The organism is Massilia oculi (genome assembly GCF_003143515.1).
Taxonomy (GTDB): Bacteria; Pseudomonadota; Gammaproteobacteria; order Burkholderiales; family Burkholderiaceae_D; genus Telluria; species Telluria oculi.
In genome coordinates, this window is the sequence record NZ_CP029343.1 from 3,722,778 (window position 1) to 3,739,831 (window position 17,054).

The window sequence follows — 17,054 nt, forward strand, 5'->3', positions numbered from 1 at the left end:
TCACAGCGCCATGTCCGCGCCCGCCACTGGGCTCTGGTACTGCTCGCGCATCGGCTTGCAATCCTTGGGCAGGGCAACGCTGTCCGGCTTGCCCAGTGTTTCCTCGTGCAGCTGGACCAGGTTGGCGGCAAAGCAGGTCCGTGCCGGCGTATCGGAGGCATCCAGCAGCTTGTCGCCGTCGATCTTGCCCAGGAAGTAATCGACCACCGGGCGTGGCCAGTCGCTGCGTTCCCTGAAACGCGCTTCCAGTTCGGCGCGGGCCTGCGGGTCGCCGGCGCGCAGTTGGGCCAGGTAGAGCCACAGGGCGCCATTGCGGCCGGTGTGCCCCTCGCCCAGGCTCGCACGCAGGTGCGTGGTTGCCTGCTCCGGCTTGCCCTGCACGAGCATCCGTACGCCCAGCGACAGGCTGGCCTCACGGTGGCCCAGCGCTGCCGCCCGCTCCAGGTAGGCGATCGCAGCCCCCGGATCCTTCTGCCTGCTGCGCTCGGAAACGGCCATGCCCGCCATCGTGTACCAGGCGTCGGCATTGCCGGCGTCGGCTTCCTGGCGCATCCAGGGCCTGACCTCGCGCCGCGAATCGAAGGGCTGGCCGCCGAGGTAGGACACGTACAGCTTGCCCTGGCTCATGGCGAACAGCACGCGGTGCGCGCGCAGGAAGTCGACGCCCAGCAGCACGTCGACGCTCAACTGGCTGTCGATCACGTCGAACTCGGGATCGTGGACGGTGGCGTCGCCGATCTTGAAGGTATCCGCCCTGGCGATCCAGGCGCCCACCGACTGTTTGCCGACGCCGTGGGCATTGGCCACGCGTTGCGCGCGCGGGCCATCGAGGTCGATGCCGGCGCGATGCGCCGCGCGCCTGGTGATGGTCGTGACCGATGCGCCGCTGTCGATCAAGGCGGTCAGGCGCGTGCCGTTGATGTGGACGGAGAACTGCGGGTTCGCCGTCAGCTCGTCGTGCTGGCGGAACGGGATCACGCTCGCGTTCTTGTCCCAGTAGGCCAGCCAGGTGCTGGCGCAGCGTTGCGGGCGGAAGAAGCGCAGCTCCTTGGTGGCGAGCGAGAATTCGAGGTCGCCCTGCAGCAGGAAGGCAGCGCCGACGATGGCGTCGAACGGCGGCGTAAACGACGTTTCGCCGACCACCGACAGGTACAGGTCGCGTGCACGCACCGGCCCGACGACCAACTCCGCCACCCTGGCCTCGTACAGCCGCGACTTGCCGGCCACGCCGTGGACGTAGCGGCCGGTGGGCCGCTGGGTCAGTCCATGGCGCTCGACCCCGGTGCGGGTCAGGTAAGTGACGCCGGCGCCGGTATCGGGCAGCATGGTGGCGCGCTTGCCATTGATCTCGCCGGTCATCGTCAACCCCAGGCCCGAGCCGGCATAGTGCAGCGGCACCTGGGCCACCTGCAGGAACTGGCATGCGGTTTGCGCCGCAGCATGCAGAGGCAGGAGAAAGAGAAGGGGGGCGAGAAAAACGCGCAGCGCTGGGGCGATGAAAGTCATGCGCCCATTCTACCGGCTGGGGTTGCTTATAAATCAATGCTTTGCGCATGAAATGATGCGCAGGAAGAGAATGCGACGGAAACGGCGGCGTGGACCACCGTTTCCGTCAATACAAAAATTACTTGTTCGGCGCCAGCACCAGCGATTCCGGTCCTGTGGGACCAGGCCCGTTGACCGCGACCATGTCCTGGGCCGGTTTGGCCGCTTGCGACCTCCCATGCGGCTGGCGCAGGTAGCGCGCGCTGTGGCGCCGCTCGCCGTGCTGGCCCCTGGCGGGCCAGGTGACGAAGCGCGACAGTTCCTGCAGGGCGCGCTGGTAGACGTCGCGCTTGAACTCGATCACAACGTCCAGCGGCACCCAGTAATCGTGCCAGCGCCAGGCATCGAATTCCGGGTGGTCGGTCAGGCGCAGATTGACTTCGTTGTCGCGCGCAACCATGCGCAACAGGAACCAGATCTGCTTCTGGCCGCGGTAATGGCCGCGGATTTCGCGCTTGATGAAGTGGTCGGGCACCTCGTAGCGCAGCCAGTCGCGGGTTCGCCCCATGATCTTGACGTGCTCCTGGCGCAGGCCGATTTCTTCCTCGAGCTCGCGGTACATTGCCTGTTCTGGCGTCTCCCCGTACTTGATACCCCCTTGAGGGAATTGCCATGAGTGCTCACGCACCCGCTTGCCCCACCAGACCTCGTTGTTAGCGTTCAGCAGGATGATGCCGACGTTGGGGCGAAACCCTTCACGGTCGAGCATAAGTGCACCTCGATACTTTCTGCCGGCGGATCGTCCCTTATGGGCGCATCGAAAAACCTGCTGCGCGTTGCATTTTCGGACTGCGATGCTCGTCGTACGACCGTACGACTGCGCTTCTCGTCCGAAACTGCTGCCGCTCGCGACGGTTTTTCGAGGTGCCCTTGCGTTTTTACCTACAAATTCTGTACGCCCGTGGGTTTTCCGCACCGCTTGCGCGGTGGATGCTGCTGGTTGCGGACCCTGTTTGTAGAAAGATTGGACGCATCAGCCGGCTAATCCTTTAAAATTAGGTCGATTATAACCCTCTCTTTTTAAAAAGAATTCACTGATATGCGCGCCTCACGATTTTTTATTTCAACTCTCAAAGAAGCGCCTTCCGATGCCGAGATCGTCAGCCACAAGCTGATGATGCGCGCCGGGATGATCAAGCGCCTGGGTTCCGGCATCTATACCTATATGCCGGTCGGGCTGCGCGTCATCCGCAAGGTCGAGGCGATCGTCCGTGAAGAAATGAACCGCGCGGGCGCGATCGAACTGCTGATGCCGCTGGTGCAGCCGGCCGAACTGTGGCAAGAAACGGGCCGCTGGGACAAGATGGGCGACGAATTGATGCGCGTCAAGGACCGTCACGGCCGCGATTTCGCGATCCAGCCGACCTCCGAAGAAGTGGTCACCGACGTCGTGCGCAGCGAACTCAAATCGTACCGCCAGCTGCCGATCAACTTCTACCACATCCAGACCAAGTTCCGCGACGAGCGCCGTCCGCGCTTCGGCCTGATGCGCGGCCGCGAATTCACGATGAAGGATGCCTATTCCTTCGACCGCGACCTGGAAGGCATGCAGAAGTCCTACCAGACCATGTTCGACGCCTACACGAAGATCTTCAACCGCTTCGGCCTGAAGTTCCGCGCGGTGGCGGCCGACAACGGCGCCATCGGCGGCACCGGCTCGCATGAATTCCACGTCATCGCCAGCACCGGCGAAGACGCGCTGGTGTACTGCCCGACCTCGGACTACGCGGCCAATATGGAAGCGGCCGAAGCCGTCGCCATCGGCGCCCGCGGCGCGGCGACCCAGGCGCTGGCCAAGACCCCGACCCCGGGCAAGACCAAGTGCGAAAGCGTGGCCGAGCTCCTCAACCTGCCGTTGGCGCAGACCGTCAAGACCATCGCCCTGACCGTCGAGAGCGAAGAAGGCAAGAAGAGCTTCTGGGTGCTGCTGCTGCGCGGCGACCATGAGCTCAACGAGATCAAGGTGTCGAAAGTGGCGGGCCTGAAGGACTTCCGCTTCTCCACCGAGGCCGAGATCCTCGAGGTGTTCGGCACCGTGCCGGGTTACCTGGGGCCGATCAATACCAGGCTGCCGGTCACCGTCGTGGCCGACCGCATCGTCGCCAACATGGCCGACTTCGTGTGCGGCGCCAACGAGGCCGATTTCCACTACACGGGCGCCAACTGGGGCCGGGATGTGCCGGAGCCGGTGGTGGCCGACCTGCGCAACGTGGTCGAGGGCGACGCTTCGCCGGACGGCAAGGGCGTGCTGGCGATCGAGCGCGGCATCGAGGTGGGCCATGTGTTCCAGCTCGGCACCGCCTACTCGGAAGCGATGGGCGCGACCTTCCTCGACGAGGGTGGCCGTCCCGCGCCGCTGCAGATGGGGTGCTACGGCATCGGCGTGACCCGCATCCTGGGCGCGGCGATCGAGCAGAACTTCGACGACAAGGGCATCGTGTGGCCTGACGCCATCGCGCCGTTCGAGCTGGTGCTGTGCCCGATGGGCCTGGACCGCAGCGAGATGGTCAAGGAAGCCACCGAGAAGCTGTACGCCGAGATGCAGGCAGCCGGCATCGACGTCATCGTCGACGACCGCGGCCTGCGTCCGGGCGCGATGTTCGCCGACTGGGAGCTGATTGGCGTGCCGCACCGCGTCGTGATCGGCGAGCGTGGCCTGAAGGAAGGCAACCTGGAATACCAGGGCCGCCGCGACGAAGCGGCGAGCAGCGTGCCCGTGGCCGAGATGGTCGCCTTCATCAAGGGCAAGCTGGGCAAGTGATGCGTCTGCGCCTCGCCTCCCGGATCGGAGGCGCCGTGCTGGCGTGCGCCTTCGGCCTGGGTGGGGGCGAGGCGTTCGCCGGCAACCAGAAGGAAGAAGCGCTGTCGGATTCGGTGCGCCTGGCCCTGGCCAATGCCATCGCCGACGCGCGCCCGCCGCGGCCGAGCTTTCGCACCGAGGCGGCGCGGGCGCGCTACCACGGCTGGTTCGATGAAATGTCGCGCCGCCTTGCGAAACGCATGCCCGACGTCCAGACCCGCACCGAATTCCTCGAGACGGTCTGGTACGAATCGACGCGCGCCGGCCTCGATCCGGGGCTGGTGCTGGGCCTGATCCAGGTCGAATCGGCCTATCGCAAGTATGCGATCTCGATCGCCGGCGCGCGCGGCTATATGCAGGTGATGCCGTTCTGGACCAAGGTGATCGGCGACGGCGACCGCCGCCGCCTGTTCCACATGCAGACCAATCTGCGCTACGGCTGCGCCATCCTGCGCATGTATATCGACATGGAGCGCGGCGACCTGTATCTGGCGCTGGGCCGCTACAACGGCAGCCGGGGCAAGCCGCAGTACCCGAACGCGGTGCTGGCGGCGTGGAAGAAGTGGGAGTTCAAGCACGGTATCTAGACCGGGCATGCTGTACAAAACCCCAACATTTCAGTTCACCTGCGTGTCACGTTAGCAGTGTAGACTTTCCGCTTTCCCAAGCAGAGGACTGCATGCGACCGACCACTCTTGCCACCGCCGCGCTGCTGGCGGCACTCGCCGGCTGCGCGACGACGCCGCCCGCGTCGAACCCATCCACCACCGCCGCGCAAGGCGCCGTCGTGGCCAATGCCGTCGACCACCGCGCGAAGAACGTCATCTTCTTCCTCGGCGACGGCATGGGCATCAACACCCTGACCGCGGCGCGCATCTTCGCCGCCGGCGAAGACGGCGAGCTGGCGATCGACAAGCTGCCCGAGTCGGCCTTCGTGAAGACTTTCTCGAACGATGCGCAAGTCACCGACAGCGCCGCCTCGATGGCGGCCTACATGACCGGCGTGAAGCACAATAACGGCGTGGTCTCGATGTCCTTCGGCACCCGCTCGGTCGCACCGGGCAAGGACGCCAACGGGAACGCCCTGGTGAGCCGTTGCGAGAACGGGGCGGCCGCCACCACCTTGCTCGAACTGGCCAGGCGCCGCGGCATGGCGGTCGGCGTGGTCACCAATACCAGCGTCACCGACGCCACCCCGGCCTCGACCTATGCCCATGCCTGCCACCGCAAGCTGGAAACCGATATCGCCGCCAGCCTGGTGCCGGGCGGCGCCGGCTACAACAAGGCGCTCGGCGAGCGTGGCCTGGACGTGCTGTTCGGCGGCGGCGCCCAGAACTTCACGCCGTTCGCACGCGGCGGCAAGCGCGCCGACAATCGCGACCTGCTGGCCGAGCTGGGCTCCAAAGGTTTCCGTGTGGTCAACGACACCGCGCAATTCAATGCCTTGAGCCCGGGCCAGCCGGCGGTGGGCCTGTTCGCGACCAATCACATGGACTTCGACGCCACCCGCGACCCGGCGCGCCAGCCGGCCCTGCCGGCCATGGCCACCAAGGCGATCGACCTGCTGGCGCCGAACAAGAACGGCTTCTTCCTGATGGTCGAGGGCGGCCTGATCGACCACGCGCTGCACGCGACCCTGGGCAAGCGCGCCCTGCAAGAAACGGTGGCGTATAACGCGGCGCTGCAGGCGGCGATCGACCGCATGGAAGCGCTCGATCCGGGCCTGAAGAACACCCTGATCGTCGCCACCGCCGACCATGACCACACCCTGATCCTGAACGGCTACGCGGCCCGCACCGGCAAGACCACGCCGACCAACCCCGGCGTGATCGGGCTGGTGCGCAACGCCGACGGCACCCCCAGCCTGGACGGCAAGGGCCAGCCGTACACCATCATCGGCTTCGGCACCGGCGAGCAGCGTCACGCGGGCGACCGCACGGCGCACCTGACCGACGAGATCGTGACGCGCGACGACTACCACCAGGAAGCGGTGGTGCGCACCCGCCTAGGTGCCGAGACCCATGGCGGCAGCGACGTCTACCTGGGCGCGACCGGCGCCAACGCCGAACTGTTCCGCGGGACCATCGACAACACCCGCGTGTTCAATCTGATCAAGACCGCCGCCGGCCTGTAAGCCGCGACCAGGAGCCACCATGACTTTCCAACGCTTTACTCCGCTGCTGCTGGCTGCTTGCTGCGCCGCTGCCTTTTCGACTCCGGCCGCCGCCCAGCAAAAGGCGAAGAACATCATCTTCTTCCTCGGCGACGGCATGGGCCCGTCCGTCATCACCGCCGCCCGCATCCACCGCGGCGGCGAAGACAGTCTGCTGCACTTCGAGCGCCTGATGGAGCGCACCGCGCGCATCAAGACCTATTCGCTCGATTACCAGACCACCGACAGTGCGCCGTCGATGGGCGCCTACATGACCGGCGTCAAAATGAACAACGACGTCATCTCGCAGGCCGGCGCGCGGACGATCAATCCAACGAAAGAAGGCGTCGACATGTGCGGCGCCAACAACGGCACGCCGGCCGTGACGATCCTGGAGCTGGCCAAGGCCCAGGGCAAGGCCACCGGCGCCATCACCACCACCGAGCTGACCCACGCCACGCCGGCATCGACCTTTGCGCATACCTGCAGCCGCGACGCCGCGTACACGATCGCGCAGCAGATCGTGCCCGGCGGCGCCGGCTACAACCCGGCGCTGGGCGACGGCGTGGACGTACTGATGGGAGGAGGGCGCAACCACTTCACGCCGGTCGATCCCGCCACCAATCCGAAGGGTCGCCCCGACGGGCGCGACCTGATGGCCGAATTCGCCGGCGCCGGCTACTACGTGGCAGGCACCCGCGCCGGCATGATGTCGGCCAAGGAAGGCCGCAAGTTCGTGGGCATCTTCAGCGCCACCAGCCACCTCGATTACGCGTACCAGCGCCGTCCCGAGCAGCCGACCCTGGCCGAAATGACCGGCAAGGCGATCGACCTGCTGTCGAAGAATCCGAACGGTTTCTTCTTGATGGTCGAAGGCGGCAAGATCGACCACGCCCTGCACGACACCCGCGCCAAGCATGCGCTGGAAGAGACGGTGGCCTTCGACGACGCCCTGCAGCTGGCGATCGAGCGCATGCGCGCCATCGATCCAGGCCTGCAGAACACGCTGATCGTGCTGACCGCCGACCATGACCACACGATGCAGATCAACGGCTATCCGAAGCGCGGCAATCCGATCACCGACATCGTGCGCGACTATGCGTCGGGCGAGCCGAAGAAGGATGCGGACGGCAAGACTTTCACGACCCTGGTATTCGGCAACGGCCCGAACCGTCCAGATGCGCGCGCCGACGTCGACAGCGTGGTGGCGCAGAGCGACGATTACCATCAGGAAACTGGCGTGCACAAGTCATCGGAAACCCATGGCGGCGGCGACGTCAAACTGTATGCGACCGGGGCCGGATCGGCGCCGTTCAAAGGCACGATCGAGAATACCCAGGTGTTTCACCTGATGAAAGCGGCGGCCGGTTTGTAATGGATCCGGATCGGCGCGCCGCGTCGATCCCGCGAGTCATCAACCACTTGCCACTATTATTTACAGCTGAATAACAAAAGCCCCGGTTTGAAACCGGGGCTTTTGTTTAAGCTCGAAGCTTTTGAAATAAGGAGTGGCTTATTTCAGGTGATCCGAAATGAGCTTGGTCATTTCGAACATCGAGACTTGTGCCTTGCCGCCGAAAACGGCTTTCAGCTTGTCGTCGGCATTGATCATGCGGCGATTTGCTGCGTCTTGCAGGTCTTTCGACTTGATGTAATCCCAGACCTTCTTGGTCACTTCGGTGCGCGGCAGCGGCTTGTCGCCGACGACGGCGGCCAGCGTGGCGGACGGGGTCATGGCTTTCATGAAAGCAGCATTTGGCTTGCGCGCGGCTGCCGGCTTATCGGCCGACTTCGCTGCTGGTGCTGCCTTTTTTGCTGCCGGCTTGGCCGCTGCAGCAGGCTTGGCAGCGTCTTTTTTTGCTGGCGCTGCAGTGGTTTTTTTGGCTGTTGCCATCTTCGAGCCTCCTAAAACGAACACGTGGAAAAGTGCGTAATTTATCGCACGCCTATATTGGTAGCGTTTTACAGAACGTGCAAGTCTTTTTCAAAACTTTTTCACTCTTAAAACCCGCCAAATGGGCGCTATCGCACACAACAACGCATGAGAACGAAAAAACGCTGACAAGCGGCGAAAAAAAACCGCGCAAACTGATACCTTGCGCGGTTCTCGCCGATTGACATGCAGATTAGCGCATGCCGGGCATCATGCCCTTCATCCCGCGCATCATCTTCATCAGGCCGCCGCCCTTGAGCTTTTTCATCATGGTCTGCATCTGGTCGTACTGGTTCAGCATGCGGTTCACTTCCTGCACCTGCACGCCGGCGCCGGCCGCGATGCGGCGCTTGCGGTTGGCCTTGATCAGCTCGGGCTTGGCGCGCTCGCCCGGGGTCATCGAATCAATGATGCCGACCATGCGGCGCACCGATTTCTCGGCCTGGTCCATATTGGCGCCGCTCGCAGCCTGCTGGAACTGGGCTGGAAGTTTATCCATCAGGCCGGCCATGCCGCCCATTTTCTTCATTTGCGTGAGCTGCGCCTTGAAGTCGTTCATGTCGAAGCGGCCGCCGACCTTGATCTTGTTGGCCAGTTCGGCCGCCGCCTCGGCGTCGACGCCCTTGCGCGCTTCTTCGACCAGCGCCAGGATGTCGCCCATGCCCAGCACGCGGTTGGCCATGCGGGTGGGGTCGAAGGCTTCCAGGCCGTCGAGTTTTTCGGACACGCCGGCGAACTTGATTGGTTTACCGGTCACGTGACGCACCGACAGCGCCGCGCCGCCGCGCGAATCGCCATCGAGCTTGGTCAGCACGATGCCGGTCAGGGGCAGGGCGTCGTTGAAGGCCTTGGCGGTGTTGATCGCATCCTGGCCCAGCATGGCGTCGACCACGAACAGGGTCTCGACCGGCTTGACGGCGCCGTGCACGGCGGCGATCTCTTGCATCATCGCCTCGTCGATGCCCAGGCGGCCGGCGGTGTCGATGATCAGGACGTCGTGGTAATGCTTCTTGGCCCAGTCCAGCGCGTTGCGGGCGATGTCGACCGGCTTGTCGCTGGCGGTGGAGGGGAAGAAGTCGGCGCCCACCTGCTTGGTCACCGATTCGAGCTGGGCGATCGCGGCGGGACGGTAGACGTCGGCCGAGACGGTCAGGACTTTCTTCTTCTTTTGTTCCTTGAGGTACTTGGCCAGTTTACCGGTGGTGGTGGTCTTGCCCACACCCTGCAGGCCGGCCATCAGGATGATCGCGGGCGGCTGCTGGGCGAAGGAGAGCTGGGTAGCCTCTGGGCCGAGGTCGGCGCCCATCAGGGCGGCCAGCTCTTTCTGCACCACGCCGACCAGGGCCTGGCCGGGCGACAGCGAGCCGACGACTTCTTCGCCCAGGGCCTTCTCCTTGACCTTGGCGATGAATTCGCGCACCGCCGGCAGCGCCACGTCCGCCTCGAGCAGGGCCATGCGCACTTCGCGCAGCATTTCCGCGGTGTTCGCCTCGGTCAGGCGGGCCTCGCCGCGCATGGTCTTGACGACCTTGGCAAGGCGTTGGGTGAGGTTATCTAGCATGTCGCGTCTCAGGAAAAATAACGTGCATATAGTCGCAGCCCGGACCAATGGCGGCGGGCTGCGGGAAAAACGTCATTCTACCTTAGTGCGGCGCTGTCGATTCCGCCTGTCTGACGCTCGAGTCAGTGGCGCACCACCATGCGGACCACGCGATAGCCACTAATGATCAGATATGACGCGCCCCCCTCCGGGATGATGTCGGTCACGCAGGTCGATGTGACGTTCGATGGATAGTCGTCGCAGTAGGGCGCGTCTGCCTCCTTGCTGGTGACGCCTTCGGGGTCGTCCGGACGATCGTATTGGTGGCCTGGTCGAAGCGGTAGGTATTGCCATTCATGTCCGCATTCAGATGGGCAGGGAAGGCTTGCAGGGTGGTGACTACGCCGGACGAGGTGGCTTTACGGGGTACATGGGAATTGAGCGGCAAACCTAATCCTGGAATATTAGTACCGTCGAACACAAACAGGTTGCCATCGAGATCGCCGCCGATGAGCGAGGGGCGCACAAAGCGCGCTTCGCCGCCGGTGCCGTCAATCGGTTTGATGTTGACACCGAGATGCAGGTCTTCCGTGGTCCCTGCCAGCAGCCGCATGTCGCCCGAAGGCGCAATCTTGAAAATGGCCCCTGCGCGCCCCGGGATTTCGCCGGTATGGCCATGACCTCGAGCGACGGCAATATACAGATTCCCCTCGAGGTCCCCTTCCATGCCGTTGGCGCCGTCAAGGCTGGCGCCATTTCCGTTCGTATCGGGCTGGCCGAACCAGGTGTAGGTACCGTTGATGATAGCGGCGAGCGTCGTCACGGCCCCGTTGGGCGCTATCTTGCGTAAGCGTGGGGCCGGCCAAACTGCGTTGCCTATATAAAAGTACTCCATTACGTAGATATTGCCGGGCCGATCCCGCGCCAGTTGATTCGGCGAGGCGAAAGATGCCGCGGCGCCGATACCGTCCTGGGTCAGCCGCTGGCCACTGCCGGCGATCAGGCGCAATCCCGGCGGCCCCGGATCCGGCGTCACCGCGAGCTTGAGCGAGGCGGTTGCGCCGTCGCCACTGGCGGTCACGGTGACGATCGATTCGGTCGCGATCGCGCCAGCCGGGGGCAGATACCTGACCGAGGCGCCAGTGCTCGCACTGAGCGAGCCGGGTGCGCCGGCCGAGAGCCGCCAGCGTACAGCGCCGCCGCTGGACAAGGTGGCATTGATGGGAATCGGGGTGCCACCCGCGATCGTGCGCAGGCTTGGACTGGCGAGGCTCATCGTGGCGCCGGAAACCGGCGGCGAATCGGATGGCCGATCGTCGTCGCTACCGCTGCCGCAGGCGGTCAGCATCAAACACAGCAATAGAGGTCGGAAGATCATCATGGATCGTTCAAAAATGTTGGGATTGGCACGGTATAAACAGATTATGCCCATCTCGAAGCAATCGAAATGACGTTAATTGTCACGCGAATGACCAGTTTTTTAAAAAATGATTCTTCTTCTCTTGCTATTTCGCAATGACAAAAGCTTCCTCTGAATGCATCTTGCCTTCTGGTAATTTCAAGCAGAAGTCGTTCATATCTCCAGGAGAAAAGCATGAGGTGGATTCCGGTTGTTATCACCTGGCTTGCGTTGTGTAGTCCGGTGAAGGCCCAAGAAGTAATCAGGCTGGGCAACCTGAAGCTGGCGCATTTCGGCGCGGTGTCCTATATCAAGGAAATCGCGCCGGGCTGCGGCATTCGGGTCGAGGAAAAGATGTTCGCCAAGGGACTGGACATCATGCAGGCCATCATCGCCGGCGAACTGGACGTGGGCGCCACCGCGTCCGAGGCCGCGATCCAGGGCCGCGCCGGCGGCGCCCCGGTGGTGGTGGTGGCAGGGTTCGCGCGCGGCGGGGCGCGGCTGGTGGCGCGGCCCGAGCTGAAGATCGCGTCCATCCTTCAGCTCAAGGGGACAAGAGTGGGCGTCACCCGCGGCGGCATCCAGGAAGTGCTCCTGATGGCCGAGCTGGCGCGCAACAGGCTGAGCGCCGACACCACCGGCCGCAAGGACGTGCAGCTGGTCTACCTGTCCTATCCCGAGCTGAACCAGGCGCTGCTGGGCCGGCACATCGACGCGATGATGCAATCCGAGCCGCAATCGTCGCAGGCGATCAATATGGGCTTCGGGGTGGAGGTCATGAAACCCTACGGGACGCCGATCGGCGAGCCGGTGCGCACCATGGTCATGACCGAGAAGTTCTACCGCGAGCGCCGGCCGCTGGCCGAGAAGTTCATGCGCTGCTTCGTGCAAGCCACGCGCACCTTCATCGACCGGCCCGACATCGCCGAGCAGTATGTGCGCCAGTCGATGTTCAAGGGCCAGATCACGACCGCCGACTTCCGCGCGGCGATGGCCAATTCGCCGTACTCCTACGACATCACGCCCCAGCACATCCAGGTCACGACCGACGTCATGGCGCAGACCGGGGTGGGGCGCATGGCGCGTCCGCCGCTGGCCAGCGACTGGGTCCGTACCGACCTGCTGGCTTCGGCCAAGAAAAGCCTGAACATCCAGTAAGGGAGCATCGATCATGGAACGTATCGAACGACACAAGAGGCCGCGACGGGGGGCGCACGATCGGCGGCTCCGATGGAACGACGCCGCCACCGGCCTGGTGGTGCCGGTGCTGGCCATCGCGCTCTGGCAATGGGTGGCGGCCAGCGGCCTGGTCGACCGCCAGGTGCTGCCGGCGCCGCTGGACGTGTGGCGCAAGTGGGTCGACTCCTGCTTCCGCTGGAGCCGTTCGCGCAGTACACCGGCGGCGGCTGGCTCAGTTGGCTCAGTTGGCTCAGTTGGCTCAGTTGGCTCAAATGGGCGCTGTCGGGCGAGCTGCCGGTGGACGTCATCGCCAGCCTGTACCGGGTGGTGGTGGGCCTCGCCATCGGCGCCGGGCTGGCGCTGCCGCTCGGGCTGGCGATGGGGGCGAGCGGGCGCGTGCACGCCTGGATGAATCCCCTGGTGCAGGTGCTGCGGCCGATCCCGCCGATCGCCTACATCCCGCTGGCGATGCTGTGGTTCGGGCTCGGTAATCCGCCGGCGGTGTTCCTGATTGCGATCGGGGCCTTCTTTCCGGTCCTGATGAACACGATCGCCGGCGTGCGCCAGGTCGACGGCATCTATCTGCGCGCGGCGCACAACCTCGGCGCCGGCAGGCTGACGACGTTCCTGCGCGTGATCCTGCCGGCGGCGGTGCCTTACATCCTGTCCGGCGTGCGGATCGGGATCGGCACCGCCTTCATCGTCGTGATCGTGGCCGAGATGATCGCCGTGAACAGCGGCCTGGGGTTCCGCATCTCGGAAGCGCGCGAGTACTTCTGGTCCGACAAGGTCATCGCCGGAATGATCAGCATCGGCGTGCTGGGCCTCCTGATCGACATCGGCGTGACTCGATTGAACAATCATCTGCTGCGCTGGCACCGCGGCCTGGAGCACTGACATGAGCGATATCCATATCCGTATCGAAGGCGTCCATAAAGTGTTCGGCGCCGAAGACCATCCGGTGGTGGCCCTGCAGGGCATCGACCTGGCGCTCGAACGCGGGCAGTTCACCTGCCTGCTCGGCCCTTCGGGCTGCGGCAAGTCGACCCTGCTCAATGCGGTGGCCGGCTTCGCGCCGCCGTCCTCCGGCGAGATCCTGGTCGACGGCCGCCCGGTCACCGGGCCGGGTCCGCAGCGCGGCATGGTGTTCCAGGAATACGCGCTGTTTCCCTGGATGACGGTCGAGCAGAACATCCGCTTCGGCCTCGAGATCAAGCGCATGCGCGGACCGGAGATCGAGCGCCGGGTGGACGAGCTGCTCAAGCTGCTGTCGCTGGCCGATTTTCGCACCCGCTATCCGAAGGACCTGTCCGGCGGCATGCGCCAGCGGGTGGCGATCGCGCGCGTGCTGGCGCTCGATTCGCCGATCCTGCTGATGGACGAACCCTTCGGCGCGCTCGACGCGCTCACCCGGCGCAACCTGCAGGACGAACTGCTGCGCCTGTGGGCCGAGCTGAAAAAGACGATCCTGTTCGTCACCCACAGCATCGAGGAGGCGATCTACCTGGCCGACCGCATCGTCGTGATGACGTACCGGCCGGGGACGATCAAGCGCGATCTGCTGGTCGGGATCGCGCGTCCGCGCGACCCGGCGGCGCCGGAATTCAACCAGCTCAAGCGCGAGCTGGGGCTGATGGTGATGGAAGAGCAGGAGCGGCATCACAACGACGAGTTGCGCATGGCGGCGGTCGATTGAACGTCCGCCATATATATATGTGGCGGCGCCATCGGCGGAAGGGGGGCTTCCACCTGGGGGCCTTACCCCCGCCGTTCGCCGATGGTGTAGACTCCTGTTATGCAGAATTCCCTCTTCCTTGCCGCTGCCTTCCTGTACGCGGTATGCGCCCTGCTGCCGACGCGGCTGGGCGCCGTCATCTCGGGCGTGACCGCCGGGGCCTGGGCCCTGCATGGCGTCGCGCTCGGCATGGACGTGACGGTGCCGGGACGGCTGCGGGTCGGCTTCGCCATCATGATTTCCAGCGCCTTGTGGGTGTCGGTGGCCGCCTACTGGTTCGAGAACCGTAATTTCGCCCTCGACGGCCTGCGCCGCCTGGTGATGCCGTTCGCGGCGGCGGCCACGCTGTTGCCGCTGCTGTTCCCGGGCACCCTGACGCCGCTGGCCGGCAAAACCGCCGCCTTCGGCTGGCATATCGCGGTTGCGGTGCTGGCCTACAGCACCCTGACCATCGCCGCGTTCCACGCCGTGCTGATGGCACTGCAAGAGACGCGGCTGCATACCCGCACCGCCGGCGGCGGCTGGTTTGGCTCCGCGCTCGACCAGCTCCCGGCGTTGCTCACCATGGAAAAACTGTTGTTCCGTGTGATCTGGATCGGCTTCGTCTTGCTCAGCCTGACGGTATTGTCGGGCTTCGTGTTCTCCGAACAGGTGTTCGGCCGGCCGCTGCTGCTCGACCACAAGAGCGTGTTCGCGCTGCTCTCGTGGGCGCTGTTCGCGGCGCTGCTGGCCGGGCGCAAGTGGCAGGGCTGGCGCGGCAAGACCGCGCTGCGCTTCACGCTGGCAGGCTTCGCCACCCTGGCGCTGGCCTACGTCGGTAGCCGCTTCGTGCTCGAAGTCGTCCTGCACCGGGGAGTCTACTGATGCGTATCTTGTTCTGGATTGCCCTCATCGTCCTCATCGTCTTCGCCGTGCGCAGCAAGCTGCGCGCGATGGTCAAACGCCATGGGGTTCCGCCCGACATGGGGCGCGGGCCGGCCGCGGCGCCCGGCCAGATCGAGGCCATGGCCCAGTGCGCGCACTGCGGCGTCTACTTCCCGGCGTCCGAGACGGTGAAGGCCGACGGCCTGGATTACTGCTCGCCAGGCCACGTGCGCCTGCCGCCCAAGTAGTTGAAGGCCGCCACCGGCACGCTGTCGGCGGGCGCGCGCGTGACCCTGTGGCGCTCGCTCCAGACCTTCACCGTCACCCGCATCGTCATCGCCCTGGTGCTGCTGCTGTACCTGGGCGTCGACGTGGAAAGCGGCACGCTGCGCCCCGACCCGGTCAACACCGAAACCTGCGTCTTCTATGTGCTGACCGCGGCGATGTTCGCGCTGGCGGCGCGCTGGCAGCGCCGCTTCCTGATCCAGCTCGGGCTGCAGATCGCGGTCGACCTGCTGGTGATTTCGCTGCTGTACCTGGCCGCCGGCGGCATGCGCAGCGGCCTGGGCATCCTGTATCTGTTTCCGCTGGCCGGCGCCGCGATCCTGGCGCCGCTGGTGCTGGCGCTGTTCTCGGCGGCGGTCGCCACCCTGTTCCTGCTCGGCCTGAACCTCTGGCAGCTGGTGATCGAGGGGCGCGACCCGCCCCTGATGCAGGCCGGCCTGTTCGGCGCCGCCTTCTTCGCCGGCGTGCTGATGGTCAACCGCCTGGCGGCGCGCCTGCTCAAGCAGGAAGAACTGGCGGCCCAGCGCGGCGCCGACCTGCGCATCCAGCAGGCGATCAACGAGATCGTGATCGCCGACGTCGGCGACGGCATCCTGGTGGTGGGGGAGGACGGCGCCGTCTTCACCGGCAACCCGGCGGCGCGGCGCATGCTGGGCCTGGCCGATACCTCGGTGTTCTCGCTGCGCGCTGCGCCCGCCTTCGAGCCGGTGGCGCTGGCCTTCGACGCCTGGCTGGCCGGTCCCGACAACGACAAGGCCTTCGTCACCCTCAAACCCTATCGCGAAGGCGACGGCGCCGGTGACGTGCGCGGGCGGCGCGACCAGCCGGTGCACCTCAAGCTGCGCTTCGCGCGCGTGGCCGACGGCGGCGAGGCGGCCGGCCGCAGCGTGATCTTCATGCAGGACGTGAGCGCCATCGAAAACCAGGCGCAGCAACTCAAGCTGGCCTCGATGGGCCGCCTGACCGCCAGCATCGCGCACGAGGTACGCAACCCGCTGTCGGCGATCGGCCACGCCACCGATCTGCTGGCCGAAGACCTGCACGGCCCGGCCGAGGTGCGCCTGCTGAAGATCGTGCGTGACAACGTGACGCGCGTGAACCGCATGGTGGAAGACATCCTGCAACTGTCGCGCAAGGCCCAGCCGAACGGCGAACCGGTGGCGCTCGGCCCTTTCCTGGAAGAGCTGAAGGCCGAATTCTGCGAAATCCACGGCCTGGCCGGTGATATAGTCTATATAGGCGACCCGGGCGGCAGCGCGGTGCGCTTCGATCCGCTGCACCTGCACGAGGTCTTGCTCAACCTGCTGAACAATGCGGTGCGTTACGCCAGCCGCCAGCCGGCCAGCATCCGCATCTTCCCGGCGCGCGACGCCGCCGGCCGGCGCGAGCTGCACGTGCAGGACGACGGCCCCGGCATCACGCCTGAAGTGCGCGACCACCTGTTCGAGCCCTTCTATACTACGTCGAGCAAGGGGACCGGCCTGGGACTCTACCTGGCGCGCGAACTGTGCCTGAACAACGATGCGAAACTCGATTATGAATACCGGTTCGATCCGTCCGCGCTGGGACCGCGCAAGGCCAGCGGCCGCTTTGTCATCACCTTTGCCCTCGAATAAGCCACG

At 65.2% G+C, this 17,054-nt stretch carries 14 protein-coding genes and 1 pseudogene; 10 read left to right on the forward strand and 5 right to left on the reverse strand.

Annotated features, from left to right (window positions below; genetic code table 11):
* Both DIR46_RS16985 and DIR46_RS16990 read right to left on the reverse strand, forming a co-directional pair.
* Positions 1–1,506, reverse strand: coding sequence for an aspartyl protease family protein (locus DIR46_RS16985; protein ID WP_109346285.1), 1,506 nt, complete (start codon positions 1,504–1,506; stop codon positions 1–3).
* A 118-nt stretch (positions 1,507–1,624) separates the two neighbouring features.
* Positions 1,625–2,254 (reverse strand): RNA pyrophosphohydrolase, encoded by a 630-nt coding sequence (locus tag DIR46_RS16990; protein ID WP_109346286.1) that lies wholly within the window; start codon positions 2,252–2,254, stop codon positions 1,625–1,627.
* A 330-nt stretch (positions 2,255–2,584) separates the two neighbouring features.
* On the opposite strand from DIR46_RS16990, the gene DIR46_RS16995 reads away from it, so the two are divergent.
* From DIR46_RS16995 to DIR46_RS17010, 4 genes are all read left to right on the forward strand, one after another.
* Positions 2,585–4,306 (forward strand): proline--tRNA ligase, encoded by a 1,722-nt coding sequence (locus tag DIR46_RS16995; protein WP_109346287.1) that lies wholly within the window; start codon positions 2,585–2,587, stop codon positions 4,304–4,306.
* Entirely contained in the window at positions 4,306–4,932 is a 627-nt protein-coding gene (locus tag DIR46_RS17000) for a lytic transglycosylase domain-containing protein (RefSeq protein ID WP_109346288.1), read from the forward strand. Before DIR46_RS16995 ends, DIR46_RS17000 begins: the two co-directional genes overlap by 1 nt.
* Before the next feature lie 92 nt (positions 4,933–5,024).
* The gene (locus tag DIR46_RS17005) at positions 5,025–6,479 is read left to right on the forward strand and encodes an alkaline phosphatase (RefSeq protein ID WP_109346289.1); all 1,455 of its coding nucleotides are present in this window, start codon (positions 5,025–5,027) and stop codon (positions 6,477–6,479) included.
* Between the two features lie 19 nt (positions 6,480–6,498).
* Complete coding sequence (locus tag DIR46_RS17010) at positions 6,499–7,872, forward strand: alkaline phosphatase (protein ID WP_109346290.1); 1,374 nt, start codon at positions 6,499–6,501, stop codon at positions 7,870–7,872.
* A gap of 138 nt (positions 7,873–8,010) precedes the next feature.
* Here DIR46_RS17010 and DIR46_RS17015 read toward each other — a convergent pair whose 3' ends face one another.
* The 3 genes from DIR46_RS17015 to DIR46_RS17025 all read right to left on the reverse strand — a co-directional run bounded on the left by DIR46_RS17015 (position 8,011) and on the right by DIR46_RS17025 (position 11,351).
* Positions 8,011–8,391 (reverse strand): SWIB/MDM2 domain-containing protein, encoded by a 381-nt coding sequence (locus tag DIR46_RS17015; protein ID WP_109346291.1) that lies wholly within the window; start codon positions 8,389–8,391, stop codon positions 8,011–8,013.
* 232 nt (positions 8,392–8,623) lie between these two features.
* Positions 8,624–9,991, reverse strand: a complete 1,368-nt coding sequence (gene ffh, locus DIR46_RS17020) for a signal recognition particle protein (RefSeq protein WP_109346292.1) — start codon at positions 9,989–9,991, stop codon at positions 8,624–8,626.
* A gap of 202 nt (positions 9,992–10,193) precedes the next feature.
* Entirely contained in the window at positions 10,194–11,351 is a 1,158-nt protein-coding gene (locus DIR46_RS17025; protein WP_109346293.1) for an NHL repeat-containing protein, read from the reverse strand.
* A gap of 213 nt (positions 11,352–11,564) precedes the next feature.
* Between DIR46_RS17025 and DIR46_RS17030 the strand changes: the two genes are divergently transcribed.
* The 6 genes and pseudogenes from DIR46_RS17030 to DIR46_RS17055 all read left to right on the forward strand — a co-directional run bounded on the left by DIR46_RS17030 (position 11,565) and on the right by DIR46_RS17055 (position 17,048).
* Positions 11,565–12,527, forward strand: a complete 963-nt coding sequence (locus DIR46_RS17030) for an ABC transporter substrate-binding protein (protein ID WP_109346294.1) — start codon at positions 11,565–11,567, stop codon at positions 12,525–12,527.
* Between the two features lie 13 nt (positions 12,528–12,540).
* Positions 12,541–13,445 (forward strand): annotated as a pseudogene (locus DIR46_RS17035) (ABC transporter permease).
* Between the two features lies 1 nt (position 13,446).
* A complete protein-coding gene (locus tag DIR46_RS17040) occupies positions 13,447–14,244 on the forward strand; it encodes an ABC transporter ATP-binding protein (RefSeq protein WP_109346295.1) in 798 nt (265 codons plus the stop codon).
* A 99-nt stretch (positions 14,245–14,343) separates the two neighbouring features.
* Positions 14,344–15,147 carry a cytochrome C assembly family protein gene (locus DIR46_RS17045; protein WP_109346296.1) on the forward strand — a complete coding sequence of 268 codons (804 nt, stop codon included), beginning with the start codon at positions 14,344–14,346 and terminating at the stop codon, positions 15,145–15,147.
* Entirely contained in the window at positions 15,147–15,395 is a 249-nt protein-coding gene (locus tag DIR46_RS17050; RefSeq protein ID WP_205288989.1) for a PP0621 family protein, read from the forward strand. The genes DIR46_RS17045 and DIR46_RS17050 overlap by 1 nt, the downstream gene beginning before the upstream one ends.
* Positions 15,396–17,048, forward strand: a complete 1,653-nt coding sequence (locus tag DIR46_RS17055) for a sensor histidine kinase (RefSeq protein WP_109346298.1) — start codon at positions 15,396–15,398, stop codon at positions 17,046–17,048.
* The last annotated feature ends 6 nt before the right edge of the window (positions 17,049–17,054 follow it).

Coding starts and splice junctions, on each gene's coding strand:
- DIR46_RS17045 (WP_109346296.1), top strand. CDS start 14,344: ATGCAGAATTCCCTCTTCCTTGCCGCTGCCTTCCTGTACGCGGTATGC.
- DIR46_RS17005 (WP_109346289.1), top strand. CDS start 5,025: ATGCGACCGACCACTCTTGCCACCGCCGCGCTGCTGGCGGCACTCGCC.
- DIR46_RS17040 (WP_109346295.1), top strand. CDS start 13,447: ATGAGCGATATCCATATCCGTATCGAAGGCGTCCATAAAGTGTTCGGC.
- DIR46_RS16985 (WP_109346285.1), bottom strand. CDS start 1,506: ATGACTTTCATCGCCCCAGCGCTGCGCGTTTTTCTCGCCCCCCTTCTC.
- DIR46_RS17000 (WP_109346288.1), top strand. CDS start 4,306: ATGCGTCTGCGCCTCGCCTCCCGGATCGGAGGCGCCGTGCTGGCGTGC.
- DIR46_RS17010 (WP_109346290.1), top strand. CDS start 6,499: ATGACTTTCCAACGCTTTACTCCGCTGCTGCTGGCTGCTTGCTGCGCC.
- DIR46_RS17015 (WP_109346291.1), bottom strand. CDS start 8,391: ATGGCAACAGCCAAAAAAACCACTGCAGCGCCAGCAAAAAAAGACGCT.
- DIR46_RS17030 (WP_109346294.1), top strand. CDS start 11,565: ATGAGGTGGATTCCGGTTGTTATCACCTGGCTTGCGTTGTGTAGTCCG.
- DIR46_RS17050 (WP_205288989.1), top strand. CDS start 15,147: ATGCGTATCTTGTTCTGGATTGCCCTCATCGTCCTCATCGTCTTCGCC.
- DIR46_RS16995 (WP_109346287.1), top strand. CDS start 2,585: ATGCGCGCCTCACGATTTTTTATTTCAACTCTCAAAGAAGCGCCTTCC.
- DIR46_RS17025 (WP_109346293.1), bottom strand. CDS start 11,351: ATGATGATCTTCCGACCTCTATTGCTGTGTTTGATGCTGACCGCCTGC.
- DIR46_RS16990 (WP_109346286.1), bottom strand. CDS start 2,254: ATGCTCGACCGTGAAGGGTTTCGCCCCAACGTCGGCATCATCCTGCTG.
- ffh (WP_109346292.1), bottom strand. CDS start 9,991: ATGCTAGATAACCTCACCCAACGCCTTGCCAAGGTCGTCAAGACCATG.